Genomic DNA, 25,709 nt, shown 5'->3' on the forward strand with positions numbered 1-25,709 from the left:
ATGAATAACAACCGCGTTCTGATCATCGATGACGAGCCACAGATCATCCGTTTTCTCAGGATTGCCCTGCAGTCAGAAGGCTATGAGGTTCTGAGTGCAGAGAACGGCAGTGAAGGTATTCGTCAGGCTGCGCTGGGTAATCCGGCCCTGATCGTGCTGGATCTCGGCCTGCCGGACATGGACGGCACCGAGGTGCTGAAGCGGCTGCGAGAATGGAGCCAGACGCCGGTGCTGGTGCTGTCTGTCCGCTCGCGGGAGGACGACAAGGTGCAGGCGCTGGATGCGGGCGCCCATGACTACGTCACCAAACCTTTCGGCATTCAGGAGTTTATGGCACGGGTACGGGTGCTGCTGCGTAACCGTCCGCAAGCCGACGCCGTGCAGGATGTACAACAGGTGGCCATTGGTGAGTTGCTGCTGGATTTCGTCCACCGCCGCATCACGCTGGCGGGAGAAGAGCTGCACCTGTCCCGCAAGGAGTACGCCATGCTGACGCTGCTGGCACGGCACCTTGATCAGGTCGTCACCCAGCAGTTTCTGCTGGAGCAACTGTGGGGCAAGGTCCACCGTGATGACAGCCACTATCTGCGTATTCTGGTGGGCCGCCTGCGGCAGAAACTGGGCGATGACCCGGCCCAGCCCCGTTATATCCGGACTGAGCAGGGAGTGGGTTATCGGCTGTGTTCAGGCTTATGAACACAGTCAATCCTTCGTTAACCCGATGCCAGTTCAGCCTGTCGGTAGCGGCTACGCATACCTGCCAGTATGGCAATGGCTAGGGCAGCGAAAACAAACACCAGCGCAAATAACCGGTACAGACCTGCTGCCTGCCAGGCATGATCCAGCAGATAGCCAGCCGCAATTGGCGACAGTATCGCTCCTGCCCGGCCCACGCCAATTGCCCAACCCAGTGCGGTCACCCGCTGCCGGGTGCTGTAGAGGCTGGGGGTCAGGGCATAGACCCCGGCAATGCTGCCGTTAACCAGAATACCGATCAGCAGCGCGAGGGAATACGCCAGTGACAGGGATGAAGTGGAAGACACAAACAGGGTCAGTGCCAGTGCATTGGCCAGCAGATAGACCACAAGCAGTCTGGGTAACGCCACTCTGGAAGACAACAGCCCGATCAGGGTGGTACCAACAATTCCACCGAGGTTCAGCAGCACCCCCCCCGTGATGCCCTGTGACGCCGACAGCCCTGCGGAAGTCAGCAGTTTTGGCGTCCAGCTCATCACGAAATAGAAGCCGAACATCACCAGAAAGAAGGTCAGCCAGATCAGCAGCGTGGTGCTGCGTAACTTTGTACCGAACAGCTGTGCCAGCATGTTGCGATTGTCACCTGTAGTCTTCTCCGGCTCAGGTTTCGCGGTTAGTACCTCCCTCCCCAGTCGTCTGAGAATCGTGTTGATACGTTCAAGTGCGTTGTCAGCGTCACTGTGGGCCAGATAATCCAGTGACTCCGGCAGAAGCAACATCAGCAGCGGCAACAACAGTAACGTGATTACGCCGCCGTAGAAAAACACCGATGGCCAGCCAAGATCGGGAATGATCTTCGCCGCGGCGAATCCTCCCAGCGTTGCTCCCAATGCATAGGCCGTCGACTGCAGACTGATCGCCAGACCGCGCCAGCGCTTGTTGGCGTACTCCCCGGCAATGACATAACTGCTGGCGAGAATGCCGCCAATACCCAGCCCGGTCAGCAGTCGCAGGCACCCAAGCAGAACCGGATTTGGCGCGAAGGACGACAGCAGCATGCCGATACCGGCGATGGCAACACAGAGCAGAATGATCGGGCGACGGCCGAGGCGATCTGCCCACGGGGCGATAAACAGTGAGCCCAGTGCCATCCCCACCAGACCGGCACTCAGCAGATAGCCGAGCTGCACCGCCGTCAGGGACCACTGGCTGGAAACAGCGGCGGCCGTAAAGGCCATAACCAGTACATCGAAACCGTCCAGCATATTGATCAATATGCACAGACCAATTACGACCCATTGATATGGGCTCATTGGACTTTCGGAAATGATATGCACAGGTGTATTTTTCATTATATCGTCTCCCCACTGCTATCACAGGTAAGGATACTATCTGGTATTTTCTTGCATGGGTCTTCCGCAGGAATATTCATTTATAGCCACCTCTTTTTGTTGTTATTGATTGTGCTGCCAATGTATTAGTCGGGTAATTCTTGACGTTATTCTTTCATGCAAAGGCGCTGTATCATTCTCCTTGCCCGGTTAGCACCGACATCCACATGAATATCAATCATCGAAGGATGATCAAACTGACAGATATTGTTGTATTGCGCTTCAATAACGACTTTGTCTTCATCGAACGTGAATTTCGTTTGGTCCACGACTTTCTGCAGTGTTTCCTGCAGGTTTTCTTTGGGATTGGTCGCTATGGTCCAGAAGTAATGACTGGTGGTTGCCGTTTCCGGTGTGACACCATGGAAACCACGCATATGGAAGCCACCCCTTTCAGGGTCATCAACAGATTCCGACCCAGCATCAACGGCACCAGTCCAGATTCTCAGATGGGTGACACGGAATTCGATTTCCTGCCAGCGATCCACCTTATCCCTGAAGGGGTAGGCCGCAACATAGGTCGGCGGCGGTACAGAATCGAGCATGTGACGTTTGACCGTCACCGTTTCGCCCTGCTCCTCCACTGTCATCCGGGCATTCATGTGGGTTCTGGCATCACCACCGATGGTGTGCAGATGGACGTAGCCGAGGTGACTGAGATCCAGCAGGTTATCGTGGATCAGCTGATAAGGCGCGTCGTAGTGGTAAACATCACCCTTGTACAGATACTTGCCACTGCTGTGCACATCGTACCGTGGTGGCTGGTGTGCAGGCGCCGCCCCGACATCGTGGCCGAACCACATCCAGACCAGATCGTCCTGCTCACACACCACATACGAACGCACACGGGCTTTGGCGGGAATCTTCAGCTGGCCAGGGATATCAACGCAGCTGCCCTGCTGATCAAACAGCAAACCGTGATAGCCGCAACGAATACCGTCGGCCTCCACGGTTCCCCTGGAAAGCGGCAGAGCCCGATGGCAGCACCGGTCTTCCAGCGCCGCCACCTCGCCTGCCGCGGTACGAAACATCACCACCGGATGGCTCAGTAACGTGCGAGCCAGTGGCTGTTGTGTCACTTCCCAGGCATGGGCCGCCACATACCACTGATCCAGTGGGAAAGGCATTGGCTCGCTGGCCAGGGATTGGGGCTGATACATAGCAACGGTCACGGTTGTTCTCCTATTGGCTGTGCAATCTGTCTGCGCTGCCGAACAGCGAGTCAAAAAGCAGGATGAAAATGCTCATTCAGTGCATCAATCTGTGCTTTTTTTCCTGCTCTCCGGGCTCCGGGAGCATTTCCCTGTTTCGGCGGCGGCAATAACGTTTTCTGCGAACGGTTAAAGGTCGAGCACCAGCCGGGGGCTGAATGATCGTGAACAACAGGGGGTAAAGCAGTTATTGGCTTGTCTTTCCTGCGCAGTGAGAAACTGATCACGATGATCCGGTTGCCCTTCCAGCACCGGGATCAGGCAGCTGCCGCAGACGCCCTGTTCACAGGAGCTGGCTACCTCCACGCCTGCCTCTAAAAGCATTTCCAGAACGGTGCGCGCTGCTGGAATGGCGATCACCCGCTGTGACTGGCGCAGCTCCACTTCAAAAGCCGGGTCCTGCGCAGTTGTCGTAACGGGGGCTGAAAAATACTCCCGATGCAGCGCATCCTCATGCCAGCCGCGGCCACGCGCTTCATTCAGAACAAAGTCCATGAAGCCTGTCGGGCCACAGATATAAAGCTGCTGTGACGGACTCGGTGTACCGAGCAGTTGTGGCAGATCGAGTCGCTGAGAAGTAGGGCCGTCATCCAGATGAAAATGGACAGCGTTGGCAAAGGGGCTGTGACGCAACTGCTGTACAAACGCCAGCCGGGCCGCCGTTCTGCCGCAGTAATGCAGGGCAAAGGACTTGCCCTGCGCATACAGATGGTGCGCCATGGCCAGCATCGGGGTAATGCCAATCCCGCCGGCAAATAGCAGATAGTGTTCTGCTCCGCCATCCAGCTCGAAAAGGTTACGTGGCAGGCCGATAGTGATGAGATCCCCTTCTTCTATGCTATCGTGCATAGCCTTTGATCCGCCGCGCGATGTGGGCTCATTCAATACCGCAATGACATAGCGATGCGTTTCGCCCGGTGGATTGCACAGTGAATACTGGCGGACTAAGCCCGGTCTGATATGAATATCGATATGAGCTCCGGCAGTAAATGCTGGCAATTCATCGCCAGCAGGAGAAACCAGCTCAAAGCTGGTAATTCCTTCTGCCTCTTTCAGTTTGCGATTTACTTTTATTTTATGCATGAGAATATCCCCACCACAGAAATGCAGTGTTAATCTTTTTTCTGAACGGGTATTACTGGTTATTGGTCGTCAATAACGATGAGGAGATATGGAGATGGCATCACGGTTCATTTGTTCACCCATATTATTCTTATCAGTATTAAATACAGGATGAGTTTCCTGTCTGTTGGCCTATCCTACGCCAGTTAGTTGCGGTGTCAACCAATAAAGTCCTATTACCGATGAAGGGAAACCATGTCTCAACAGAAGCACCTTGATTTAAGCCGTTATGTTCCCGCTCTGGTTAACTTTCTGAACAACAAGCTGTCAGCAGGCGCTTCGACCTGCTATCGCAAACACTTTGGTGTCGGGGTGGTGGAATGGCGCATCCTGTCGATGCTGGCCGTCGAAAGCGGCATCACCGCCAACCGTATTTCACAGGTGATCGGGCTGGACAAGAGTGCTGTCAGCCGCGCGGTGCAGACGCTACAGAATGCGGGTTATGTGGATGGCCAGACAGATGATCAGGATGCGCGAAAATACACGCTGTCACTGACTGACAGCGGGCAGCAGATACATGACCGGGTATTGCAGACAGCGCTAGAGCGTGAACGCAGACTGCTGGGTGACTTTACTCCTGAAGAGGTGGATATCCTGGTTAGCCTGCTTACCCGCATGCACGCCCGCGTCGACGACGTCAATGCGGTTGTTCCCGGCGAGTCACTGGAAACGAGATCGTAAAATCGCTCTACAGCAATGGCAGACGATTGGAAGCCTTCAGCTCCCGCAATGAAATGTTGGAGCAGATTGCCGATACCCCCGGCAATTTGCGCAACACCCGCTCAACGAAGCGGCTGTAGTCATCCAGATCTTTTGCCACAACCTGCAGCAGAAAGTCTGCAGCGCCGGTGGTGTTATGACAGGCCAGCACGTTCTCCGAATGGGCAATGATGGCCTCAAACTCGCGGGTGGTGGCTTCATCGTGTGCGGTACAGGTCAGCTGCACAAAGGCCATGACGCCAAAACCCAGCTTGCGACGATCAAGATTGGCCTGATATCCCTCAATATAGCCCTCCTCTTCCAGCCTTTTTAGCCGCCGCCAGCATGGTGTTTCGCTTAATGACAGATCCGCTGCCAGTTTCGCGTTGGTTAACCGGCCATCACGTTGCAACCGGGCCAGAATGTCCAGATCCACCTTATCAACGGCTGACATGAGAAGACTCCACCTCTATTTACACAATCAGAGGAAGACTATTTCCCACAGGGCAAAGCCGCAACCGGAAATAGCAAAGTAATTTCTGCGTTAACGACTAGTCTGAGTAGCACAGAGGCGAAGGGTTGCCCGGGCAACTCCAGCCACCGATCCCACGCGTTCACAACGTCAGGCAGCCTGCCAGGCCCGCCTAAGAGGTCATCCTTCAATGAAAGCCATCGTCTACGAGAACTTCTGCACTGCCCCTCAGTTAATGACTGTGCCTGATCCCACGCCAGAGGCCCATGGCGTCGTCGTACAGGTCAAGGCGACGGGGGTGTGCCGTAGCGACTGGCATGGCTGGATGGGTCATGACCCGGATATTCATCTGCCCCATGTGCCGGGCCATGAGTTTGCGGGAGTCATCGCTGCCGTGGGTAAGGATGTGCGCCGTTTCCGTGTCGGTGACCGCGTCACCGTGCCCTTTGTCAGCGGCTGCGGTGCGTGCCCTGAATGCTATTCGGGCAATCATCAGGTCTGTGGAGCACAGACTCAGCCCGGCTTTACTCACTGGGGATCCTTCGCTGAGTACGTCACCCTGCACAATGCTGACGTCAATCTGGTCACCCTGCCCGAACATATGGACTATGCAACAGCAGCCAGTCTCGGCTGCCGCTTTGTGACTTCCTTCCGCGCGGTCGTCGATCAGGGCAAGGTCTCCGCAGGCCAGTGGGTCGCCGTGCACGGCTGCGGGGGTGTCGGGCTTTCCGCCATCATGATCGCCAACGCCATTGGCGCGAACGTTATTGCGGTTGATATCGGTGAAGACAAACTGGCGCTGGCACGCTCACTCGGCGCGGTAGCCACGATCAATGCCAGTGAAGTGGATAACGTTGCCGAAGCCATCAGAGAGATCAGCCGTGGTGGCGCCCACGTGTCACTGGATGCGCTGGGCCATCCCATCACCTGTGTGAACTCCATCAACAGTCTGCGCAGGCTGGGGAAACATATTCAGGTGGGCTTATTGCTGGCCGAGCATGCAACCCCTGCCATTCCCATGGCCAGAGTGATTGGCCATGAGCTGGAAATTATCGGCAGCCACGGCATGCAGGCCCATCGCTATGACGCCATGCTGTCCATGATCATGTCAGGCAAGCTGCAACCCGAGAAACTGCTGGGCCGCACTATTTCACTGGAGCAGTCCATTGAGGCACTGACGACCATGGACAAAGCTACCACTGCCGGTGTAACGGTGGTCACGGCGTTTTAACACTCTCTTCCGGCCTGCTGGACAACTGTCAGTCTCAGTGGGCCGTGCCTGTTTATGGTGTTTGCAGCCCATGCAGTACCAGTGCCGAAATCTTGCGCACCTGCCTGAAATGAGTCTCCATATCCAGCGGGTCCTTACTGACCAGCCTGAGCAGCTGCAGGTGTGAATAGTCATTAAGCAGAAACGCCGCGGAGGCGATGTCGGCATCAGCACGTAATTTGCCACGCTTCTGCAAACGCTCAAGCAGATGCTGTATTTCACGCTGCAGCTGCGCATTGGACGCCTGATACGCTTCGGGCAACTCGTTGTTTCCACCGGTAAGAATGATCGGCAGCACCTCCCGCCAGAACGCAGCAGGCAGGATCTGCAGACTGTTGGTGATCAGACGCCGCTCAAGCTCACACATGGCATCCAGCGGATCATCAAACTGATCGATGATTTCCGTGACATCAACGATGGCCTTGTGGTCCTGCTCGCGCAGCATTTCCAGCAGGATCTCCTGCTTGGAGCTGAAATATTTAAATACCGTCGGCGATGAAACCCCCGCTTCGCGGGCAATCTGCTCCACGGTGGTTGCACTGAATCCCTGCTGTTCAAACAGCCGCACCGCAGACTGGGCAATTGCCTGTTTGCGCGCCAGCTTCTGCTGTTCTCGTAATCCGCTCACGTTTTCTCACACTCGTTCAGTTCCGTGCTGCAAGCATAGCAACTTAACTTACATCAGAAAAATATTTTATTGACTAAAGTTTTTTATAGGATTAATACTTTTGCTACATCAGATTCAGCCACCACTGGATGAAAACCATGCTTAACCACACCATGACCCTGAGTGAGCACTACCAGCTTGCCAGGGAGATGCTGGAAACCGGCAAGGAAGTGCCTCTGCCTTTCATGAAAGGCTTCCCGGCGGAACCCGAGCTGCGCGTTACCTGGTCCAACTGGATGCATCCGCCCTTTAACCGCTGGGGGTTCCGCCATCTTGCCCGTTTGCGGCCATCAATCAGTGTTTTTGCGGGCAGCGCGGGGGCCGATGTGCTGGAGTCCTCACCTCTCCCGCTGGACTCCCTGCATTTCACCAGTACCTGCGGCGATGACGTCACCGTGCTGGAGCATCTGCTGGCAAGCCATACCGATGCATTTCTGGTCATGCAGCAAGGTCGTATCGTTTACGAACGCTATTTTCAGGGTCAGCAGGCCAATGACCGGCACATCATGTTCTCCGTCACTAAATCCCTTATCGGATTGCTGGCCGAACAACTGATCAGTGAAGGCAAACTTGATGACCGGGCGCTGACACTCGATTACATCCCGGAGCTGGCGGGCAGTGCCTTTGCCGATGCCAGCATCCGGCAACTGCTGGATATGGCGGTCGGTATCGCTTACAGCGAGGTGTATGACGACCCCGCTTCGGAAAGCTCGCAATACGGCTATGCCTGTGGCTTCCAGCCCACCCCTTCAGGTTATGAGCAGTACCGCTCGCTGTATGAATACCTGCCGTCACTGCGCAAGAACGGTGAGCATGGCGGATTCTTCCATTACGTGACCGCCACCACGGAAGTGCTGGCCTGGGTCATGGAGCGCGCCAGTGGTCAGCCCTGCGCCCGTTTGCTGGAGGCCATCTGGAGTGAAATAGGCTGTCAGCGTGACGGTTATTTTCTGGCAGACCCCTGGGGGCGCAACGTCGCCGGTGCCGGATTCAGTGCCACCCTGCGCGATATGGCCCGACTGGGAAGACTGATTGCCTGTCAGGGCAGCTATCAGGGCAAAATGCTGATCAGCACTGAGACCATCCGTCGTATCGCGAAAGGTGCAGACCCCGCTATTTATGCAGCCAATACCGAGTTTTCCAGCTGGACGCCCGGCGCTTCCTATACCAGTCAGTGGTATGTGTTTGCAGAAAGTCAGCAATTAATGGCAGGCGGTATTCACGGCCAGTATCTCTTTATCGACCTGCAGAAAGATATTGTCGTAGTCAAGCAATCAGCATTACCTACTGCTGTGGGCGATATGGACAGTGATTCCGTTGCAATGATACGCACTATCGCCAGTAGCCTTTAATAAAAAATATCTAATAAAAATATTCACCAGACATATCTCAGTAAAAATAAAAATAAATTCAGGATATGCATTTTTTGTCGTGCATGCCTGTTTTCTTAATCAGAGAAGCAGGAGTTAAAAGATGAAAAGACGCCTCCATTTATGTGGCGTATTAGCGGCAGCTTTGCCGTTAATATGGCAGACAGCCGAGGCTGGCTATGTATTTACTAACGGCAGCCTTTCCGGAGAAGCCACACTGGATATAGGAGCTGGCAATATCATCAGCCGGAATGTCAATTTCGGTACAGGCCGGGTAGATATACGCAACGGCGAAAACACAGGTACTTCCGCCACCTGGCAGGAAGGCTATCTCAAACCCGGGCTAACCCTGAACTACCAGCTCAATGACGACTGGGCACTGGTTGGCGGAGGTTCAGTGGTGTCAGCCACCACGCTGGGTGATGGTGATGCCGGAGGCTTTTCCCGCAGTTCTGACGGTAAGACAGCCGTTGAGGAACTCTATGCTGGTGTTCATTACCGGCAATGGACGCTCACTCTGGGTCGACAGAACTTCATGGTGGGTAATGGCTTTATCGTCATGGACGGCAATCTCGACTTTCTCAAGGACGGCGCTTACTGGCTGGGGCCACGCAGTGCTTTTCGCGATGCCGCTGTGCTGAGCTGGGATAACAAGGCTCTGCAAGCTCAGGCCTTCAGCCTGCGTACCGACAGTGATATCGGAGACTTTCGTCTGACGGGCGCCAACGTTGATTACAACCTCAACGATCAGGTGACACTGGGCGCCATGGCACTGGGTGTGGCCACGATAGCGGACAGCAGTCAGTCCACCAGCCGTGATGGTATGCGTGTCTACGATCTTCGCGCATTGCATGGCGTGCTGCCCGGCGTGCCTAACCTAACGCTTAATGCCGAAATGGCCTGGCAGAAAGGCAGTAACAGCACGACCGAGTACGATGCCAGCGCCTGGTACCTACAGGGTGATTATCAGTTTGCCTCCCTGCCTATGCAGCCGACCATTGGCTATCGTTATGCCAGTTTTTCCGGCGACGATGACTTGACCGATAACACCAGCAAAGCCTGGGACCCGCTCAGCAAAGGTTTTATTGACTGGGGAACCTGGCTGATCGGCGATGTGGTGGGCAATTATCTGATGAACAACAGTAATGAAAATGTTCATCAGCTAAGTGCCAAACTGCAGTTAAACGACGCCTTTACCCTGGGCGCCATGCATTACCAGTTCTGGCTGGATAAAAATAACTTTCTCGGCACGGTGGTCGAAAGCAAGCACTTTGCTGATGAAAGTGTCATTTATCTTGATTATGCCCCCAACGAAAAATTCTATTCTTCGTTGTCATACAATTGGGTGACACCACAGTCTGCTGCCAGAGAATTCTTTGGCGATGATAAAAAATTCAGTGCAATAGAACTCTATTTTACTTACAAATACTGATCTGACCCATTGAGGTATCATCCATGAAACGCTATTCACGATTAGCTTGTGCTGTTGCACTGTGTTCTGCCTTTCTGGCTCAGACCGGTTTTGCTGAAGAAAAAACAGTACGTATTTTTAATTGGCTTGAATATATGCCACAGGACGTGCTGAATGATTTTGAAAAAGAAACTGGTATTCATCCGATTTATGACGTATTCGATAACGTAGAAACACTGGAGTCCAAATTACTGACCGGCAACTCCGGTTATGACGTGGTGTTTCCTGGTACCGCAGACATCGCCAAACTGATCAAAGTGGGCGCGCTGGAAAAACTGGACCGGTCGCAGCTGACTAACTGGTCCCATCTCGACCCTGACTTCATGAAAAGTCTCGAAGCGGTGGGCGATACAGGCAATGAGTACGCCGTGCCTTACATGTGGGGAACCACGCTGATTGGTTACAACGCAGATAAGGTCAAAGCGGTGCTGGGAGAAGATGTAAAAATCGATTCCTGGAACATCATTTTCAACCCCGAATACATGGCCAAACTGCAGCAGTGTGGTGTCGGCCTGCTGGATGCCTCCAGTGAAATCCTGCCAATTGCCCTCGATTATCTCCAGCTCGACCCGAACAGTCAGAATAAGGCGGACTATAAAAAAGCCGTCGAGCTAATGCAGGGTGTGCGCCCGTACATCCGTTATTTTGATTCGTCGAAATACGGTATGGATCTGGCCAATGGTGATATCTGTCTGGCCGTGGGCTGGTCTGGCGGCGTGGTGCTGGCCGACAAAATTGCTAAGGCGGCAGGCAATGGCCTCAATATCCAGATGAGCATTCCTAAAGAAGGTGCCCCCATGTGGTCGGATGTCATGAGTATTGCCGCCAACGCGCAACACCCGGCTGAAGCCCATGCCTTTATTAACTTTATCCTGCGCCCTGACATCATCGCCCGCATCAGCAACGCAGTGGGTTATCCCAACCCCAATGTCGATGCCACCGCACTGGTCAACGAGGCTATTCGCAATAATCCGAATATGTACGTCAGCGATGAGGTGAAGAAAACGCTGTTTCCGCTGAAGGCCGTGCCCGATGCCATAGAGCGGGTTCGTACACGCGCCTGGACCACCATCAAGACCGGTCTTTAATGCCGGACAGCCAGCCTGCCTTGCTCAGTCACCTGTTATCTGAGGTTATCGATGAGTCATACCGCCAGAACGCCCGAACTGGAAAAGCGTCTTCATCTGGAAGTGGACATTGCCGCGCCTGAACTGCTGGGAGATGTTGCAGAAGGCATCAGGATGAACTACCCCATTCTCGGTGGCCGCTTCACTCTGTTTACCCCTTCAGCAGAGGTGATCTGCGGTACCGTGGTCAGTGGTGGTTACGACTGCTTTCTGGAACAGCACGATGGCACAGGCAGGCTGGATGCCATCTACAGCCTCAAAACCGACGAAGGCGAGCTGATCAATATACGCAACCGCGGCTGGCTGATGCTGACGGAACAGGGCCAGCAGCAGGTAAAAGCAGGCATCTGGCCGATAGAACGCACAGACTATCAGTGCCACTGCACGCCGTCTTTTCAGGTTGCTCTGGGGCGCCTGTCATGGCTGGGCACAGCCGTGCTGATCGGTGATGTGTTCTACCCCTCAGACCACAAGGTCATCATCACCTGTTACGGCCTGACGTAATCAGGGTTCATTCACCAGAATGGGGGTTGCCACTGGCACCCCCGCTTTGCTTATGTCCGGTCAGAAAACATCATTTATGCGAATCTGAGCAGGCCTGTACCTGACAGCTGGCTGACGGGCGCATCAGGAAAGCGATGAGTCGTTCCTCACGGCGAGGTGCACTCTGGCATAGCAGATTTGGGAAGGCCAAAAACCAGATCGAACGCCCAGTTGTAGACAAAGGTGTAGACCATGAAAAACAGGGTCATGCCGATATCCAGTGTCAGCGCCTTCCACCAGGAAATACCCAGCCACCAGACAAAGAACGGCACCAGCAACAACGACAGGCCAAGCTCAAAGCCGATGGCATGGCCTACCCGCCTGCGCAGACTTCTGCCCTTTTGCTGCTGCCGCGCTTCCCACCACTCGAACAGCGTATTCCAGACAAAATTCCAGAACATGGCCAGTGCCGACGTGACCACCGCGCCGACACCGGCGGTTTGCTGGCTGTTACCCAGCAGGCTCAGCACACCGGCGGTGATCATGATGGCGATGGCTTCTGAAAGAAGGACGTAGACGATTTTCCGTTTGATGCCTTGCATGGCCTTTCCCGTTATTACTGATCATCAGGCATGAATGACAGCGACTGGCCTGAATGGCGCCTACTATATGTGTTGAAAGCTGATATGTTTAGTCAGCTCCTTTCAGAATAACTGACAGATCACCATGGCCTTTTCGACTGACAACATCACCCTGTTTCTCACCGTGCTGGAGTGCGGCTCCTTTTCTGCGGCGGCGCGCAAGCTGGGGCGAGTTCCCTCTGCGGTCAGCATGGCCATCGCCCAGCTGGAGGCGGAGCTGGATTTACAGCTGTTCAATCGTAACGGTCGGGAACCCGTCCCCACCGAAGCCGCTCTGGCGCTGGAACCGCAGGCCCGCCAGCTGACCGCGCTGCATCAGCAGATGGAAGCCCATGCGCTGGCACTGCATCGTGGGCTGGAAACCCGGCTGACGCTGGCCATCGCACCGGAGTTACTGGCGACCCGCTGGAGTGAGCCCATTCCGCAGCTGGCAGAAGAATTTCCCGCACTGGAGCTGGAAATTCTTGCCGTGCCGCAGGAGGATGCGATGCAGATGCTGCATCGTGGCAGTGCTCATCTGGCAGTCGTATTTGAACGCCCGACCATCGAAGAACGTGAAGTATTTCAGGAAATGGGCAGCGAAAAACTGATCATCGTTGCCGCTCCTCAGCACCCTCTGGCGCAGGCCAGCGCTGAAGCCAGACATGAACACCTGCTTGAACACCGGCAGATCATGGTCGCCGCCAGTCGTGATGCACCTTACAGCGACCCCAGGCTGGTGCAGTCCCGCCAGCTATGGCGCACCGACAATCACCTGGCTGCCCTGCGTCTGGTACAGGAAGGTCTGGGCTGGGCGCTGTTGCCGGTTTCATTGGTACAGCCGTCCATTCACAGTGGTGATCTGATTGAGGTGGTGTTTACCAACATGACCAATGAGCGTCTGCTTTGGGCAGATGTGGTCTGGAGCACGGAAAAACCGCTGGGGCTGGGTGCCAAACGCTATGTTGAACTTATTCAAAAAAGGCAGCGTGGTGGCTGAAAAAGGTTTCTGGCGGTTCTGCTTGAGTATTTTGTGAGGTGTTTCAGTCAATTTTATTCAGTACGTACAAAATATTTTTAATACATACAATATTGAACAGCCCTGTTCCGACACGTCCACAAGGTCTGTTGCCGGGCATAAGTTTTGTTTTCAGGTGTTTTCAGGTGTTTTCAGGTGTTTTCAGGTGTTTTCAGGTGTTTTCAGGTGTTTTCAGGTGTTTTCAGGTGTTTTCAGGTGTTTTCAGGTGGCAGCTCTGCATCTTGGCGCATCTTGCCGGGCGTTTCCGGCAGGATGCGCTCACTGTTCACCTTTGAGCGAAGGTTTTTATCCGTGGGCGAAGCATCAGTCATCCCATTCAGCAGCTAATCCTTCCGGGCTGACTTCACGGCCGTTGCGCTCAAGGCTGTCAATCAGGGCCATATCGCTATCACTCAACTGCAGCTGCGGTGCCAGCAGGTTCGATGCCAGGTGGCTGCGTTGGGTTGACGACGGGATAACCGCATAACCTTTTCGCAATGCCCATGCCAGTACCACCTGTGCCGGCGTGGCAGGGATACGTGCTGCGATGGCCTGAATCAGCGGATCCTGCAGTACCTTGCCATACGCCAGTGTCATATAGGACGTCACCGGAATCTGCTGCTCCTGCAGAAAGCTCACCAGCGTTGGATTCTGCAGGTAGGGGCTCAGCTCAATCTGATTGGCCGCGATATGCTCCCTGCCGACCGCGGCTATCGCCTCTCTGGTCAGTGCAACATTGAAGTTGGAGATCCCTATTTCCCGGGTCAGACCGGCCGCTTTGGCTTCTGCCAGCGCCTGCATGTACTCGGCGACAGCAACGCCATTCCCCGGTGCAGGCCAGTGAATCAGGGTCAGGTCGACATAGTCACTGCGCAATTTGCGTAAACTGTCGTGCAAGCTGTCGATCAGCGTGTGCTTGCTGTAGTTGTCGACCCAGATTTTGGTCGTCAGGTAGATCTCCTCGCGAGCCACGCCACTTTCCGCAATCGCCTGCCCGACCTCTGCTTCATTCTGATAAATCTGTGCGGTATCCACTGCCCGATAGCCCAGCTCCAGCGCCGTGCGGACCGAATCGATGACCACCTGCCCCTGCAAGCGAAACGTCCCCAGACCAAATGAAGGAACAGCCATGACACACCTCTTTTCTCGTGACTTGTCGGATTTGCACCCGTTGTGATTGATCTCAGTGTGCCGCTTCATTACCTTTGCAAAAACACGCCTCTCAACGAAACACTTTTGCGTATCAGTCAAAAATGAAAGCCACTCTGGATGAAATGCAGGCCTTCCAGGCCGTCGTGGACTGCGGCTCCATCAGCGCTGCAGCGGAACAGCTTGGTCAGACGGTCTCGGCGACCAGCCGGTCACTAGCACGGCTAGAAGAAAAGCTGAATACGTCACTGCTGAATCGCACAACACGACGACTCAAACTTACGGAGGAAGGCCAGCTTTATCTGGAGCGGGTGCGTGACATTCTGACGTCTGTTGAGGAAAGCGAAGAATTGCTGGCGTTACGGCGTGATCAGCCCGCTGGTCTGCTGCGGGTAGATGCCGCGTCCCCCTTTATGCTGCATGTGATTGCTCCCCGGGTGGCGGAGTATCAGCAGCAGTTCCCGGAGGTGCAGCTGGAGCTGAACTCCAACGAAGGCATTATCGATTTACTCGAACGGCGTACCGATATCGCTATACGTATTGGTCGCCTGAAAGACTCCACCCTGCGGGCTATGCCTATTGCCACCAGCCAGATGAGGGTCGTGGCGAGCCCCGACTATCTGGCACAGCGCGGTACTCCCCTCACTGTCGCCGAGCTGGCTTCACATCGCCTGCTCGGCTTTACCCAGCCGGAATTACTGAATGAATGGCCACTCCTTGCGGAAGATGGTCAGTTGCTGCACATCCAGCCACAAGTCAAAGCCTCCAGCGGTGAGACATTAAGGCAAATGGCACTGAATGACGGAGGCATTGCCTGCCTGTCCGACTTTATGACACGAGCAGACCGGCAATCCGGCCGTCTGGTACAGCTCTTCCCTGAACTCACGCTGGTGTCACGGCAAAGCATCAATGCCGTTTACTACCGCAACACCACTGTTTCTGCCCGGATCAAGTCTTTCGTTGACTTTCTGGCGAAAACCATCGGGCCACAGGGCTTCGACGATTAGGCATCTCAGCCGATGCGCGCAGTACCATTACTGCTGACGAAACACCACGCCCTGCTTGCGGCGCTCATCCACATGCAGCTCAAACACATCCGGACGGGCATAGTGGCCCGTAACATCGAAGTCATAGCGGGCACGGATCAGGTCGGCCGTATCAATCTCGGCGGTCAGTAACCCGGTCTGATCCGTCAGTGGGCCAGCCAGCACATCGCCAAGAGGCCCGATAATTACGCTGCCTCCGCGTATCAGCGGTCGTTGGGCATCCCAGCCAGCGACCTCTATGCCCAGCTGTACAGGTGATGGCTGCACCTGACAGGCACTGATCACAAAGCAGCGCCCTTCATGGGCAATATGACGCATGGAGCATTGCCAGATATCACGCTCATCCACGGTGGGGGCGCACCATATTTCCACGCCCTTGGCATACATGGCCGTACGCAGCAGCGGCATATGGTTTTCCCAGCAGATAGCACCGCCTACCCGACCGGCCGGCGTGCTGACGACCGGTAGGGTCGAGCCATCGCCCTGCCCCCAGATCAGCCGCTCAGTGCCGGTGGGCATCAGTTTGCGATGTTTGGCCACCAGCCCTTTTTCGGCATCAAAATACAGCGCCGTGCAGTACAGGGTATTTCCGCTACGCTCGATGACACCGATAACCAGACTGGCGCCGGTACGGTGCGCCAGCTCTGCCAGTGCGGCTGTTTCCTCGCCCGGCACATCAATGGCATTAGCATAATATCGGGCGAACGCTTCGCGCCCTTCAGGCAGGCGATATCCCAGCCGCGTGCCGAATATCTCGCCTTTCGGGTAGCCACCCAGCAACGCCTCTGGCATCACCACCAGCTGCGCGCCACTGTCACGGATTGCCTGTTCATAGGACAGTATCCGCTCCAGCGTCGCGGCTTTGCCTTCGGACAAAGAGCCTAACTGCAAAGCGGCCACTACAGATCGAGTCATGATGCACCTCAGTATATAGCTGACAGAAAGCCTGCCCTGAACACCCGTTCCGGCAACGGCAGTGGTTCGTATTGGTTCAAACGATGTTATAAAAAGTCGTGTTGGCGAATAAGCCCAATAGGTTGCTATCGACTATGAATGAAATTGATATCGCAGGTGCGGATCTCAATCTGCTGAAAGTCTTTGAGGCGCTGTTTGAAGAAGGCAGCGCCAGTCGCGCGGCACTCCGGTTAAATCTGACCCAGTCGGCGGTCAGTGCAGCGCTGGGGCGGCTGCATGAACTCTATGGCGAGCAGTTATTTCGTCGTACCGGTCACGGCCTTGCGCCCACCTTGCTGGCCAATCAACTCAAACCGGTGATCAGTGAGGCACTGGCGCAGGTCAGGCACAGCCTGTCGATGGCCGCTCCGGCTTCGCTGGCCTATAGCGGGCGCTCAGTCACTATCGGCATGTCGGATGACTTTGAAATAGCACTGGGAGCCAGACTGATTGCGCGGGTTGCACAACGTGCCCCCCAGCTGCGGCTGATCTTTCGCCAGACCCACAGCCAGATTGTGGCGGATGCCCTGCTTGGTCGCAGTATGGATCTGGCAATCACAGCGGGCGGGGTAGCCAGTCGCCTGCTGAGCCGTGACCTGCTGGGCGAAGGTCAATACGCCTGTGTCGTCGATGGCAGCCACCATCCAGCAGAGCAAACCTTCGATCTGCACTGGTTTGTCCGCCATGACCATCTGCTGATCTCTGCCGGTGGCTTTATCGGCATAGTTGATGAAGCGCTGGCGGAGCGAGGGCTGAAGCGACGAGTCGGCGCGGCTACTACGCACTTCGCCGCACTGCCTTATTTGCTGGCAGGCTCCACCGCCATTGCCACCTTACCGCTCCATGCCGCTCAGGCCATTACCGCCATCAGCCATGGTTTGCGACTGGTCGCCTGCCCCTTTCCCTTACGGCGCTATCCGGTAGAGCTGGCATGGCGCAACAGTGCTTCTCCCGACAATGCTGTGCTTATCGTCAGGGAGGCCATTCGTGAGCTGGTGAGTGCGGAAAGATACTTCGTGATGGATTAGCCGCCAGCGCACTGTGCACGTTTGCGACTCATTGAAGCGCACTACTGCACTGCAAAAGATCAGCGAATTCTCGTTACTGCCACAGACAGGTTCGCATACCGCTTTCATAACTCATTGATAGCGCATGTCTTTTCTCAATCAGAAACATTTTGGCACAGGCTGTGCTTAGAGAAGGTATTCTCCGAGGCTCCCAATCACACGCTTCGCAGACTGGACAATAGCGTCCACGCTCTCCTGAAACAGGTATGAGCGTGGACGCTTTTTTTTGCTCTGCAAAAGCCAGGACGTCGGAGACACCCCGTTAGACGCACCACCCAACAAGGCGTTTCAGCAGTAGTCGGTGATGTACGCCTTTTTCAACGATGTTCCATTGAGGATTGCGAGATGTCTTACATTATTCCGTCTGAGTTTGTGACCAAAATGGTCGATGCCGGTGAGTCCAAGATTTACATGGCCACCCGCGATACCCTGATTCGTGGCTTTATGGCCGGTGCCATTCTGGCACTGGCGGCGGTCTTTGCCGTGACCATCGCGGTGCAGACTGGCGTGCCGCTGCTGGGTGCCGTGCTCTTCCCTGTCGGCTTCTGCATGCTCTATCTGATGGGTTTCGATCTGCTGACAGGTGTCTTCATGCTGACCCCGCTGGCATGGCTGGACCGTCGCCCCGGCGTCACCATCAGCGGCATTCTGCGTAACTGGGGTCTGGTGTTTATCGGTAACTTCGCAGGGGCACTGACCGTCGCCTTTATCATGGCGTTCGTCTTCACCATGGGCTTCAACACCGACCCGGGCGCGGTTGGGACCAAGATCGCCGGTATCGGTGAAGCGCGTACCCTCGGTTATGCCAAGTATGGTTTTGATGGCTGGCTGACCATTTTTGTGCGCGGCATGCTGTGTAACTGGATGGTCTCCATGGGTGTGGTCGGTGCGATGATTTCCACCAACGTCAGCGGCAAGGTGCTGGCCATGTGGATGCCCATCATGCTGTTCTTCTTCATGGGTTTTGAACACTCGGTGGTGAACATGTTCCTGTTCCCCTCAGCGATGATGATGGGCGGTGCCTTCTCGGTGATGGATTACTTCATCTGGAATGAAATCCCCACTGCACTGGGCAATCTGGTGGGTGGTCTGGCCTTCACAGGTTTGACCCTCTATAGCACCCACGTACGCACCGCACCTAAGCGCACTCTTTCCTGATACCTTCGCCCCGGTCTTGCCGGGGCAGTCTTCCTCCCGACAAACGTTTGATGCAATGAACCAACAGCTGACGCTTCGATTCGGACAGTATTCCTCTGCAGGGCGCAAGGCGAGCAATCAGGACTTTCACGGCGCGCTGGTGCCGCTGCAGCCACAACTGACAAGTAAAGGCGCTGCCTTTGCCATTGCCGATGGCATCAGCAGCAGTGAAGTCAGCCATATCGCCAGTCAGTCTGCGGTGGCCGGTTTTCTGCAGGATTACTTCTGTACCAGTGAAACCTGGTCAGTCAAACAGTCTGCCCAGCGTGTCATCAGCGCTATCAACTCCTGGCTGCATGCGCAAAGTCGTCAGGGCCAGTTCCGCTATGCCATTGACCGGGGTTATGTCTGTACGTTCAGCACACTGATCATCAAGGCCGCCAGTGCGCATCTGTTCCATATTGGTGATGGCCGCATTCATCGACTGTCAGGAAGCCATCTGGAGCAACTGACCCAAGATCACCGCATGCACGTCTCCGCTGAACAGCACTACCTCAGCCGGGCACTGGGCATTCATGATCATGTCGAAATTGATTACCAGTGCCTGCCAGTGGAAGCCGGTGATGTGTTTGTACTCACGACCGACGGTATTCATGAGTTCATCGATGAGTCAGTGATGGCGCGCTGTATTGAGGATTGCCAGGATGACCTGGCGCTGGCCGCCAGAGCCATTACTGAAATTGCCCTCAATCACGGCAGTGATGACAACCTGACGATCCAGATCGTACGGGTCGAGCAGTTGCCAGAACCCTCCGCCACCGAACTGTACCAGCGCCTCAATCAGTTACCCTTTCCTCCTGAGCTGCGCCTGCGTGCCGAATTCGATGGTTTCACCATTCAGCGTGAGCTACATCACTCCAGCCGCAGCCACCTGTATCTGGCCATCGATAATGCCTCGGGGGACCGGGTGGTGATCAAGACACCCTCCCATGATCTGCGCCACGATGAAGCCTATATCGAGCGCCTGCTGATGGAGGAGTGGATCGCCAGACGCATCAATAATCCCCATGTGTTGCGAGCCTGGCCGATGGAGCGCCCGAGACATTTCCTCTATCTCACCAGTGAATATCTGCCGGGGCAGACGCTGGAGCAGTGGATGCGCGACCACCCTGTGGCGGATCTGACCGCCGTGCGCTCCATCGTCGGGCAGATTGCCAGAGGATTGCGAGCCTTCCACCGGCTGGAAATGCTGCATCAGGATCTGCGCCCAGCCAATGTGATGATCGACGAACACGGCACTGTCACACTGATCGACTTCGGCTCGACCCGGGTGGCAGGTGTGGCAGAGCTCAGTGACCGCACACAGGCTGAACCGATCCTCGGTACCCTGCCCTACACGGCGCCGGAATATTTCATCGGGGATCCGGTTGGCGAGCAGGCCGATCTGTTTTCACTGGCCGTGATGACTTACCAGATGCTCGCCGGCCATTTGCCCTATGGCACTCAGGTGGCGACAGCCCGCAGCCGCGCTGCTCAGGCCCGGTTACACTACGATTCCGTATTATCTCATCGGCGGGATATTCCACTGTGGGTGGATGAGGCGCTGAGAAAAGCCCTGCAACCACAACCGTCACGGCGCTATGACGCCATCTCAGAGTTTGTTCACGATCTCAATCAGCCGAATCCACGCTTTATCGCCCAGCATCGCCCGCCACTGCTGGAGCGCAACCCGCTGCTGTTCTGGCAGGGGCTCAGTTTCCTGCTGGCTCTGCTGTTGATCTGGCAGCTTGTAAAGCACTGACCGTATCTTCACTGAGAGGGCATCGACCCCTGCTGCAGCTCGCGCAATACCTGCACGGCCTCGTCACCGCGCCCGGCAGGTACAAAGATATGATCGTGACAGGCACCTGCCACCACATTACAGCTTAGTTGCGCCCTGCCCAGCGCACTGGCAAATGCCGCCGTCAGACCCACGGCGGCAAGGTCTGAATGCACATGCAAGGTGATCCACTGGCAGCGAAACAACACCGGCCAGCACCGTTCAACAGCGGTGGCTTCCGGTACGATCAGTGTCAGCCCCTCCGCTTCCTTCATGCTACCCACATAGTCCAGCCCGCGCAGATCGGTGTCGCTAGCGACCATCACGTAGGCATAAATGCCGTCATTCAGTACAGGTGACATGCTGGCCAGCAGCTGCTGCAAATCAGAGACCGGGGTGAACGCCATCGGTACTCGCTCCGTAGTCAGGTTTTGTATTGCTGCGGGTTATCTTACGGGCTCCGCGGGCAGGCGCTGGCAAAACTGCTAATGAGCAATTAGGCAGCCTGTTACGACTGTTTACCAATCACCTCGGTTTGCACCGGGCCGTTGAGATTTCATCCTGAGTGGCCTATGAATATCGAAGCCAGAAACGCACTGGCTGCACCGTTTCTCTCGCTTGATGAGGACAGAAGACAATGGCATCCATGACCGACAACCGCTCGCCGCTCAAGACCGCTGCAATCGTGTTGGCTGCCGGGAAAGGCACGCGCTACAAACATGAAGGCAAAACACTGGCGAACAAGTTACTGGTGCCCTGTACAGGGCTGAATGGCAAACGCAGGTCGGTACTGGAGCATACGTTGAGCAGTTTCGCTGGCAAAGTTGATCAGCTGATTGTCGTCACGCGACCGGAGTACCCGGATGTGCTGTCTCTGGCGGCCAACTATCACGCCACCGTTATCAGTCTGCCCTCGAGCGGTATGGGCGACAGCATCAGCGCTGCCGTCCCTGCGGTAGCAGACGCCGCCGTTGTCATGGTGGCACTGGGTGATATGCCCTATATCAAAGACAGCACGCTGGAGGCCATTCTGGCTCACGCCAGCGAAGAGGCCATCGTCACTCCCTTATATGAGGGGCAGCGTGGCCATCCGGTCTGCTTTGGCAGGCGCTATCTGCCGATGCTGGCCGAGCTGCATGGTGATGTCGGTGCCCGGCACCTGCTGCAGGATTTTGACGTAACCGATGTAGTCGTTGATGACCCCGGCGTCCTGCACGATATTGATGTGCCTGAGAAATAGCCTTCTTCTTGCAAGCGCTCTGCTGCAGATGACCACAGGCCTGATCCCGTTTCGGGACGTCGCAGCAGAGCATCACTGACGAGAGTTATTCTTCACTCAGCCTGATTGCACGAGCACCACCTCCTGCTCCTCACTCCGCCCACACTGTCAATGCGTGCTCCGTGGGCGCGGTAACCCGGAGCGATGACAGATCGTATCGACGACGCACGCCTTCGCTTGGGCCGCGAGACCTTCGCCAGCGGGACTGAGCAGGAGATAGAAAATCAGGCCAGTCTGATGAGCCGCTTCTCGAAAGACATCAACATAACCACCACCACACCGGGAGATGATCAGCCAGACAACCCTGCTGCAGAGCCCGCTTAAGCGGTGCCTGCAGATACAATATCGATAGTGATAAAGCAGGGCAGTACGGTACCCGGACGTTGTGATCACTGCAGTACAGCGCGCATGATCTCGCCCTGCCACTCGAAGTAAGGGTTAAACGTCAGCCGGGCATGCACCTTGCCCGGCTGCTGGTAGCCCCATGCCGAATACCACACCTGCCCGGTCTGTTCACATAGCTCCGTTTGCTGAGCATCTGTACTGTTTCGACACAATCTGACGGAACCCTGCATTCCGTAAAGCGGATTACCGGGTGCAAACAGCATTCCCATGTGCGAAAACTGACTGATACGCTGCTCTGGCAGAAAGTCCGTCCTGACAATCACCCGAGGATCACGGGTAGCAGGTGCTTCGCCGTACCAGATCAGACGGCTGTCAGGATGTTCAAAACGGTGGCTGAAGGTATCAAGCAGGTATTGAGTGTCCAGCACAGAGTCATGCTCAGCCACCACCATAAACACCGGTTTGGTGTAGGCCTGCGCCAGGTCATCCTGCACCTGTGCACTACTGCGATAAAACTGAGCAAATCCATTGGTAGGGACGTTGAGATAACGAACCGGGTTTTGTGTGGTTGCCATCGCCTCAGGGTCTCTTAGCCAGGGCCGGGCCCAGCTGATCCAGGGCGCCAGCCAGTCTATCCGGCTGTCAGACTTGAACGCCGGAGAAAACAACACCAGTCCGGCAATATCACCATGCCGATAGGCATAATCCGTCACCAGATTGCCTCCGGTGGAGAACCCTCCTAGGTACACCTGCCCTACCTCTTTCCGTAAAACCGTCACTTGTTCATCCACCACTCTTTGCCAGTCTTCCAGAGTGACATGCAGCATGTCCTCAGGCCGACTGCCGTGGCCGGGCAGCAATACCGTTCTTACCAGAAACCCCTGCCGGGCCAGCTGCTCGCCAAGATCATGAAACGACCACGGCGAGTCCCCCAGTCCGTGAACAAGCAAAATGCCTTTCTGCGGCTTACTGCTTATATCCGCCGGTGGTCGCCACTCTTGCGGGCCGTTCCACTGCAGTTCCTGCAGATGATCGGTGGTCTGAAACTGACGGTGCTGAGCCAGCCAGCCACGGGTCTGCTGCTGGTACAGAGAAAAGCTGCTCTGACCGAGAGGGGGCAATGCACTGTCTGGCAATGACCGGCATGCGGTTAGTAACAGTACAGGGAGGACAAGAAGTAGTTTTGCAGGCGCCATAGCATCCAGAGTCAGGCAAAAGTTGCAAGAAATAAGAATGCTTCTTTGTGTCGCCGAAGGGGGAAAAGTTCAATAACGGAATGTACAGACAGTCTTCGGAGGAAACCTGATCTGATGCCACTTATGCGATCACAAGTACCATCAGGTCAGGCCACCACCGGCCTGCATTTTTTTCTTTGCCGCGTTTCATGTCTTTTTTGCGGTCTACGTGAGTTTGAGCCTTGCAGAATGTCTCAGCATGCTTGGCGACCAGATTATTCAGCAGTGGCAGTGCTTGCTGCGTTCTGGACCTGGTTTTCTTACCCATGTCATTTCTCCTGATAATAAATATGCCCGAGGCGCTCAATGCGCCCGGGCAGTGATTGTAGTCTTAGTTTCCACTTAGGCGTAGAGCTGTCTTCAATCTCATACATCAAGGCTTGAAATCTACGTTATTGTTCAACGGTGGGTAACGACGCTTCAGCTTCCACCCGATCACGTCCCAGCCCTTTGGCTTCATACAGAGCAGCGTCCGCCGCTTCGATAATATCGATCAAACGCTGTTTTCCGGTTGAACTGGCATAGCCAATGGAAGCTGTTACTGGCCCTTTTCTGTCGGTCCACCCGGGAATATCCAGTGATCTGACCTGATTCAGCAGCTTCAGACAGGCTCTGGCCGCGCCTTCATCCGACACCTCGGTCAGCATGATGATGAACTCTTCGCCGCCGTAACGACCTGCCTTATCCGACGAACGCAAACAGCGGCCAAGTAAGTCACCGATGTAGCTCAACACCGTGTCGCCCATCACGTGCCCGGCCTGATCATTGATGCGTTTGAAATGGTCCACATCCAGCATGACGATGTAAAACGGCCGCTCGGACCGCTGCGAACGTTTCAGCTCACTCTCCGCCAGCTCCATGATGGTTTTACGGTTATACACCCCTGTCAGCTGGTCACGGGTCGCCATCATATAGAGCGCACGCTCGGCAGCGCGGCGCTTTCTGTCCATCTTTTCCTGCATGACTGCACTGACGCAAATCAGCACCGTGGTGAACCAGATCACCAGAACAATGAAGGCTCCGATCACACTGGCACTGGACGCCAGTGAGCGATAGATCATGTAGCCGACCAGCAGCAGGACGGCATAACTGATAGAGGTCTGAATGCGGGCTATCCGCCCACCGATATAGGGACTCAGCACGGCACGCAGCACACCACGATGAGCCGTCAAACCTAGAATGGACAACATCAGCAGCAACGCCAGGGTAGCGGAGACGAGAGACATGGCACCGTGAAACGCATCAATGCCGTAGATATAGCCGGTGTATGCCGACATTGGCAGGATCCCCGCCAGTGAAGCCGCCAGCTGAGCCAGCACGTTGGTATGCATTGCCGACAGCAGTAGCGCAAAGGCCAGTAACATCAGAGTGATGGCGGTATTGGCTCCTGTACTGTTGCTTTTACCCTGCACAATGTCGTGGCTCACCACATGTTGAAACGGTATCCAGCCAGACAGTATGTCTGTGCCGGTAGCAATTTCAGTAAGACGCAGAAAAATCAGCAGCAGCGATAACAGCGCCAGTATTTTGGCGATGGCCGGAGACAGGCGCAGTACATTGATGGCCACACCACTCGAAATCATCAGCACCACAATAGCAGTAAGCGGATGGGTTGCCGGACCATGGGCAACAGGTCGATACAGCACTTCCAGCCCTGCGCCATAACCGATCAGCACCAGCAGTGAAAACAGGCCACAGGTCAGGGCGACGGGAACAGAGATGACTCTCAATGCCCGTACCAGTGGCCAGCGACCATAAAGATGAGTGAAGCTGTAGAGCAGTGGCGAGCCTGATCCTTCAGCTTTATGTCTGAGCAGCACCTGTGGCATTGGCAATCCTTATCTGCGGTGGTGACTGTGTAGATCGTCGTGTAACAGGATGTAATCTACACAGGTTCAGAATGAAGAATCTATAAGGCTTATGAAATTGGCAGCAAGGGCCCGAGCGTTGATGCCTGCAAAACCCCACTGACGATGCTGAACTGGTTGCCGATCAGCTGAACAAAAAAGGCCTGTCGGTGACAGGCCCAATAAGCACGTTACTAATACTGTGAGAGGATAA

26 protein-coding genes are annotated in these 25,709 nt (G+C 55.3%); 14 read left to right on the plus strand and 12 right to left on the minus strand.

Going from position 1 to position 25,709, the window contains the following annotated elements; translation table 11 throughout:
• A complete protein-coding gene (locus QCD60_RS23320) occupies positions 1–696 on the plus strand; it encodes a response regulator transcription factor (RefSeq protein ID WP_279788904.1) in 696 nt (231 codons plus the stop codon).
• 17 nt (positions 697–713) lie between these two features.
• Here QCD60_RS23320 and QCD60_RS23325 read toward each other — a convergent pair whose 3' ends face one another.
• The 3 genes from QCD60_RS23325 to QCD60_RS23335 form a co-directional block, all read right to left on the minus strand.
• Complete coding sequence (locus tag QCD60_RS23325) at positions 714–2,048, minus strand: MFS transporter (protein WP_279788908.1); 1,335 nt, start codon at positions 2,046–2,048, stop codon at positions 714–716.
• 146 nt (positions 2,049–2,194) lie between these two features.
• Positions 2,195–3,259 carry an aromatic ring-hydroxylating dioxygenase subunit alpha gene (locus QCD60_RS23330; protein WP_279788910.1) on the minus strand — a complete coding sequence of 355 codons (1,065 nt, stop codon included), beginning with the start codon at positions 3,257–3,259 and terminating at the stop codon, positions 2,195–2,197.
• Positions 3,260–3,427: 168 nt separating this feature from the next.
• Positions 3,428–4,381: a PDR/VanB family oxidoreductase gene (locus tag QCD60_RS23335; RefSeq protein WP_279788912.1), complete on the minus strand. Its 954-nt coding sequence runs from the start codon at positions 4,379–4,381 to the stop codon at positions 3,428–3,430.
• Between the two features lie 234 nt (positions 4,382–4,615).
• On the opposite strand from QCD60_RS23335, the gene QCD60_RS23340 reads away from it, so the two are divergent.
• A complete protein-coding gene (locus QCD60_RS23340; protein WP_279788914.1) occupies positions 4,616–5,101 on the plus strand; it encodes a MarR family transcriptional regulator in 486 nt (161 codons plus the stop codon).
• Between the two features lie 7 nt (positions 5,102–5,108).
• On the opposite strand, the gene QCD60_RS23345 is transcribed toward QCD60_RS23340, so the two are convergent.
• The gene (locus QCD60_RS23345) at positions 5,109–5,573 is read right to left on the minus strand and encodes an Lrp/AsnC family transcriptional regulator (protein WP_279788916.1); all 465 of its coding nucleotides are present in this window, start codon (positions 5,571–5,573) and stop codon (positions 5,109–5,111) included.
• Between the two features lie 208 nt (positions 5,574–5,781).
• Here QCD60_RS23345 and QCD60_RS23350 point away from each other — a divergent pair, with 208 nt between their 5' ends.
• Entirely contained in the window at positions 5,782–6,822 is a 1,041-nt protein-coding gene (locus tag QCD60_RS23350; RefSeq protein WP_279788918.1) for a zinc-dependent alcohol dehydrogenase family protein, read from the plus strand.
• A 52-nt stretch (positions 6,823–6,874) separates the two neighbouring features.
• Here QCD60_RS23350 and QCD60_RS23355 read toward each other — a convergent pair whose 3' ends face one another.
• Complete coding sequence (locus QCD60_RS23355) at positions 6,875–7,489, minus strand: helix-turn-helix domain containing protein (protein ID WP_279788920.1); 615 nt, start codon at positions 7,487–7,489, stop codon at positions 6,875–6,877.
• 137 nt (positions 7,490–7,626) lie between these two features.
• On the opposite strand from QCD60_RS23355, the gene QCD60_RS23360 reads away from it, so the two are divergent.
• The 4 genes from QCD60_RS23360 (at position 7,627) to QCD60_RS23375 (ending at position 12,000) form a co-directional block, all read left to right on the plus strand.
• Positions 7,627–8,880, plus strand: a complete 1,254-nt coding sequence (locus QCD60_RS23360; protein WP_279788922.1) for a serine hydrolase — start codon at positions 7,627–7,629, stop codon at positions 8,878–8,880.
• A gap of 121 nt (positions 8,881–9,001) precedes the next feature.
• Positions 9,002–10,330 carry an alginate export family protein gene (locus tag QCD60_RS23365; protein ID WP_279788924.1) on the plus strand — a complete coding sequence of 443 codons (1,329 nt, stop codon included), beginning with the start codon at positions 9,002–9,004 and terminating at the stop codon, positions 10,328–10,330.
• Between the two features lie 23 nt (positions 10,331–10,353).
• Positions 10,354–11,457 carry a polyamine ABC transporter substrate-binding protein gene (locus tag QCD60_RS23370; protein WP_279788926.1) on the plus strand — a complete coding sequence of 368 codons (1,104 nt, stop codon included), beginning with the start codon at positions 10,354–10,356 and terminating at the stop codon, positions 11,455–11,457.
• Positions 11,458–11,508: 51 nt separating this feature from the next.
• On the plus strand, positions 11,509–12,000 hold the full coding sequence (locus QCD60_RS23375) for a DUF3237 domain-containing protein (RefSeq protein ID WP_279788928.1): 492 nt from the start codon (positions 11,509–11,511) through the stop codon (positions 11,998–12,000).
• A gap of 146 nt (positions 12,001–12,146) precedes the next feature.
• On the opposite strand, the gene QCD60_RS23380 is transcribed toward QCD60_RS23375, so the two are convergent.
• Positions 12,147–12,581, minus strand: coding sequence for a PACE efflux transporter (locus tag QCD60_RS23380; RefSeq protein WP_279788930.1), 435 nt, complete (start codon positions 12,579–12,581; stop codon positions 12,147–12,149).
• A 124-nt stretch (positions 12,582–12,705) separates the two neighbouring features.
• On the opposite strand from QCD60_RS23380, the gene QCD60_RS23385 reads away from it, so the two are divergent.
• Positions 12,706–13,599: a LysR family transcriptional regulator gene (locus tag QCD60_RS23385; RefSeq protein ID WP_279788932.1), complete on the plus strand. Its 894-nt coding sequence runs from the start codon at positions 12,706–12,708 to the stop codon at positions 13,597–13,599.
• 342 nt (positions 13,600–13,941) lie between these two features.
• Here the strand turns inward: QCD60_RS23385 and dkgB are convergent, their stop codons facing one another.
• Positions 13,942–14,748, minus strand: a complete 807-nt coding sequence (gene dkgB / locus QCD60_RS23390; protein WP_279788934.1) for a 2,5-didehydrogluconate reductase DkgB — start codon at positions 14,746–14,748, stop codon at positions 13,942–13,944.
• 122 nt (positions 14,749–14,870) lie between these two features.
• Here dkgB and QCD60_RS23395 point away from each other — a divergent pair, with 122 nt between their 5' ends.
• Complete coding sequence (locus QCD60_RS23395) at positions 14,871–15,773, plus strand: LysR family transcriptional regulator (protein ID WP_279788936.1); 903 nt, start codon at positions 14,871–14,873, stop codon at positions 15,771–15,773.
• 27 nt (positions 15,774–15,800) lie between these two features.
• Here QCD60_RS23395 and QCD60_RS23400 read toward each other — a convergent pair whose 3' ends face one another.
• On the minus strand, positions 15,801–16,727 hold the full coding sequence (locus QCD60_RS23400) for a carbon-nitrogen hydrolase family protein (RefSeq protein WP_279788938.1): 927 nt from the start codon (positions 16,725–16,727) through the stop codon (positions 15,801–15,803).
• A gap of 134 nt (positions 16,728–16,861) precedes the next feature.
• Between QCD60_RS23400 and QCD60_RS23405 the strand changes: the two genes are divergently transcribed.
• From QCD60_RS23405 to QCD60_RS23415, 3 genes are all read left to right on the plus strand, one after another.
• Positions 16,862–17,794, plus strand: a complete 933-nt coding sequence (locus QCD60_RS23405) for a LysR substrate-binding domain-containing protein (protein WP_279788940.1) — start codon at positions 16,862–16,864, stop codon at positions 17,792–17,794.
• Between the two features lie 384 nt (positions 17,795–18,178).
• Positions 18,179–18,991, plus strand: coding sequence for a formate/nitrite transporter family protein (locus tag QCD60_RS23410; protein WP_279788942.1), 813 nt, complete (start codon positions 18,179–18,181; stop codon positions 18,989–18,991).
• A 55-nt stretch (positions 18,992–19,046) separates the two neighbouring features.
• A complete protein-coding gene (locus QCD60_RS23415; protein WP_279788944.1) occupies positions 19,047–20,771 on the plus strand; it encodes a bifunctional protein-serine/threonine kinase/phosphatase in 1,725 nt (574 codons plus the stop codon).
• A gap of 8 nt (positions 20,772–20,779) precedes the next feature.
• Here the strand turns inward: QCD60_RS23415 and QCD60_RS23420 are convergent, their stop codons facing one another.
• Positions 20,780–21,196, minus strand: coding sequence for an ACT domain-containing protein (locus tag QCD60_RS23420; RefSeq protein ID WP_279788947.1), 417 nt, complete (start codon positions 21,194–21,196; stop codon positions 20,780–20,782).
• 230 nt (positions 21,197–21,426) lie between these two features.
• Between QCD60_RS23420 and QCD60_RS23425 the strand changes: the two genes are divergently transcribed.
• Together QCD60_RS23425 and QCD60_RS23430 are read left to right on the plus strand one after the other, a co-directional pair.
• Positions 21,427–22,029, plus strand: coding sequence for a nucleotidyltransferase family protein (locus tag QCD60_RS23425; RefSeq protein ID WP_279788949.1), 603 nt, complete (start codon positions 21,427–21,429; stop codon positions 22,027–22,029).
• A 183-nt stretch (positions 22,030–22,212) separates the two neighbouring features.
• Positions 22,213–22,392: a hypothetical protein gene (locus QCD60_RS23430; protein ID WP_279788951.1), complete on the plus strand. Its 180-nt coding sequence runs from the start codon at positions 22,213–22,215 to the stop codon at positions 22,390–22,392.
• A 65-nt stretch (positions 22,393–22,457) separates the two neighbouring features.
• Here the strand turns inward: QCD60_RS23430 and QCD60_RS23435 are convergent, their stop codons facing one another.
• The 3 genes from QCD60_RS23435 to QCD60_RS23445 all read right to left on the minus strand — a co-directional run bounded on the left by QCD60_RS23435 (position 22,458) and on the right by QCD60_RS23445 (position 25,477).
• Positions 22,458–23,534 (minus strand): alpha/beta fold hydrolase, encoded by a 1,077-nt coding sequence (locus tag QCD60_RS23435; RefSeq protein ID WP_279788953.1) that lies wholly within the window; start codon positions 23,532–23,534, stop codon positions 22,458–22,460.
• A gap of 196 nt (positions 23,535–23,730) precedes the next feature.
• Positions 23,731–23,916, minus strand: a complete 186-nt coding sequence (locus QCD60_RS23440) for a hypothetical protein (RefSeq protein ID WP_279788954.1) — start codon at positions 23,914–23,916, stop codon at positions 23,731–23,733.
• A gap of 124 nt (positions 23,917–24,040) precedes the next feature.
• Positions 24,041–25,477: a GGDEF domain-containing protein gene (locus tag QCD60_RS23445; protein ID WP_279788956.1), complete on the minus strand. Its 1,437-nt coding sequence runs from the start codon at positions 25,475–25,477 to the stop codon at positions 24,041–24,043.
• Positions 25,478–25,709: the final 232 nt, after the last annotated feature.

This window comes from Pokkaliibacter sp. MBI-7, assembly GCF_029846635.1.
Taxonomy (GTDB): Bacteria; Pseudomonadota; Gammaproteobacteria; order Pseudomonadales; family Balneatricaceae; genus Pokkaliibacter.

Excerpts from the sequence above, each read along its gene's own strand:
- QCD60_RS23400 (WP_279788938.1), bottom strand. The coding sequence starts at position 16,727 with ATGACTCGATCTGTAGTGGCCGCTTTGCAGTTAGGCTCTTTGTCCGAA.
- QCD60_RS23385 (WP_279788932.1), top strand. The coding sequence starts at position 12,706 with ATGGCCTTTTCGACTGACAACATCACCCTGTTTCTCACCGTGCTGGAG.
- QCD60_RS23360 (WP_279788922.1), top strand. The coding sequence starts at position 7,627 with ATGCTTAACCACACCATGACCCTGAGTGAGCACTACCAGCTTGCCAGG.
- QCD60_RS23345 (WP_279788916.1), bottom strand. The coding sequence starts at position 5,573 with ATGTCAGCCGTTGATAAGGTGGATCTGGACATTCTGGCCCGGTTGCAA.
- QCD60_RS23425 (WP_279788949.1), top strand. The coding sequence starts at position 21,427 with ATGGCATCCATGACCGACAACCGCTCGCCGCTCAAGACCGCTGCAATC.
- QCD60_RS23445 (WP_279788956.1), bottom strand. The coding sequence starts at position 25,477 with ATGCCACAGGTGCTGCTCAGACATAAAGCTGAAGGATCAGGCTCGCCA.
- QCD60_RS23340 (WP_279788914.1), top strand. The coding sequence starts at position 4,616 with ATGTCTCAACAGAAGCACCTTGATTTAAGCCGTTATGTTCCCGCTCTG.
- QCD60_RS23365 (WP_279788924.1), top strand. The coding sequence starts at position 9,002 with ATGAAAAGACGCCTCCATTTATGTGGCGTATTAGCGGCAGCTTTGCCG.
- dkgB (WP_279788934.1), bottom strand. The coding sequence starts at position 14,748 with ATGGCTGTTCCTTCATTTGGTCTGGGGACGTTTCGCTTGCAGGGGCAG.
- QCD60_RS23375 (WP_279788928.1), top strand. The coding sequence starts at position 11,509 with ATGAGTCATACCGCCAGAACGCCCGAACTGGAAAAGCGTCTTCATCTG.
- QCD60_RS23350 (WP_279788918.1), top strand. The coding sequence starts at position 5,782 with ATGAAAGCCATCGTCTACGAGAACTTCTGCACTGCCCCTCAGTTAATG.
- QCD60_RS23405 (WP_279788940.1), top strand. The coding sequence starts at position 16,862 with ATGAATGAAATTGATATCGCAGGTGCGGATCTCAATCTGCTGAAAGTC.
- QCD60_RS23420 (WP_279788947.1), bottom strand. The coding sequence starts at position 21,196 with ATGGCGTTCACCCCGGTCTCTGATTTGCAGCAGCTGCTGGCCAGCATG.
- QCD60_RS23320 (WP_279788904.1), top strand. The coding sequence starts at position 1 with ATGAATAACAACCGCGTTCTGATCATCGATGACGAGCCACAGATCATC.
- QCD60_RS23370 (WP_279788926.1), top strand. The coding sequence starts at position 10,354 with ATGAAACGCTATTCACGATTAGCTTGTGCTGTTGCACTGTGTTCTGCC.
- QCD60_RS23415 (WP_279788944.1), top strand. The coding sequence starts at position 19,047 with ATGAACCAACAGCTGACGCTTCGATTCGGACAGTATTCCTCTGCAGGG.
- QCD60_RS23380 (WP_279788930.1), bottom strand. The coding sequence starts at position 12,581 with ATGCAAGGCATCAAACGGAAAATCGTCTACGTCCTTCTTTCAGAAGCC.
- QCD60_RS23410 (WP_279788942.1), top strand. The coding sequence starts at position 18,179 with ATGTCTTACATTATTCCGTCTGAGTTTGTGACCAAAATGGTCGATGCC.
- QCD60_RS23430 (WP_279788951.1), top strand. The coding sequence starts at position 22,213 with ATGACAGATCGTATCGACGACGCACGCCTTCGCTTGGGCCGCGAGACC.
- QCD60_RS23395 (WP_279788936.1), top strand. The coding sequence starts at position 14,871 with ATGAAAGCCACTCTGGATGAAATGCAGGCCTTCCAGGCCGTCGTGGAC.
- QCD60_RS23325 (WP_279788908.1), bottom strand. The coding sequence starts at position 2,048 with ATGAAAAATACACCTGTGCATATCATTTCCGAAAGTCCAATGAGCCCA.
- QCD60_RS23440 (WP_279788954.1), bottom strand. The coding sequence starts at position 23,916 with ATGGGTAAGAAAACCAGGTCCAGAACGCAGCAAGCACTGCCACTGCTG.
- QCD60_RS23335 (WP_279788912.1), bottom strand. The coding sequence starts at position 4,381 with ATGCATAAAATAAAAGTAAATCGCAAACTGAAAGAGGCAGAAGGAATT.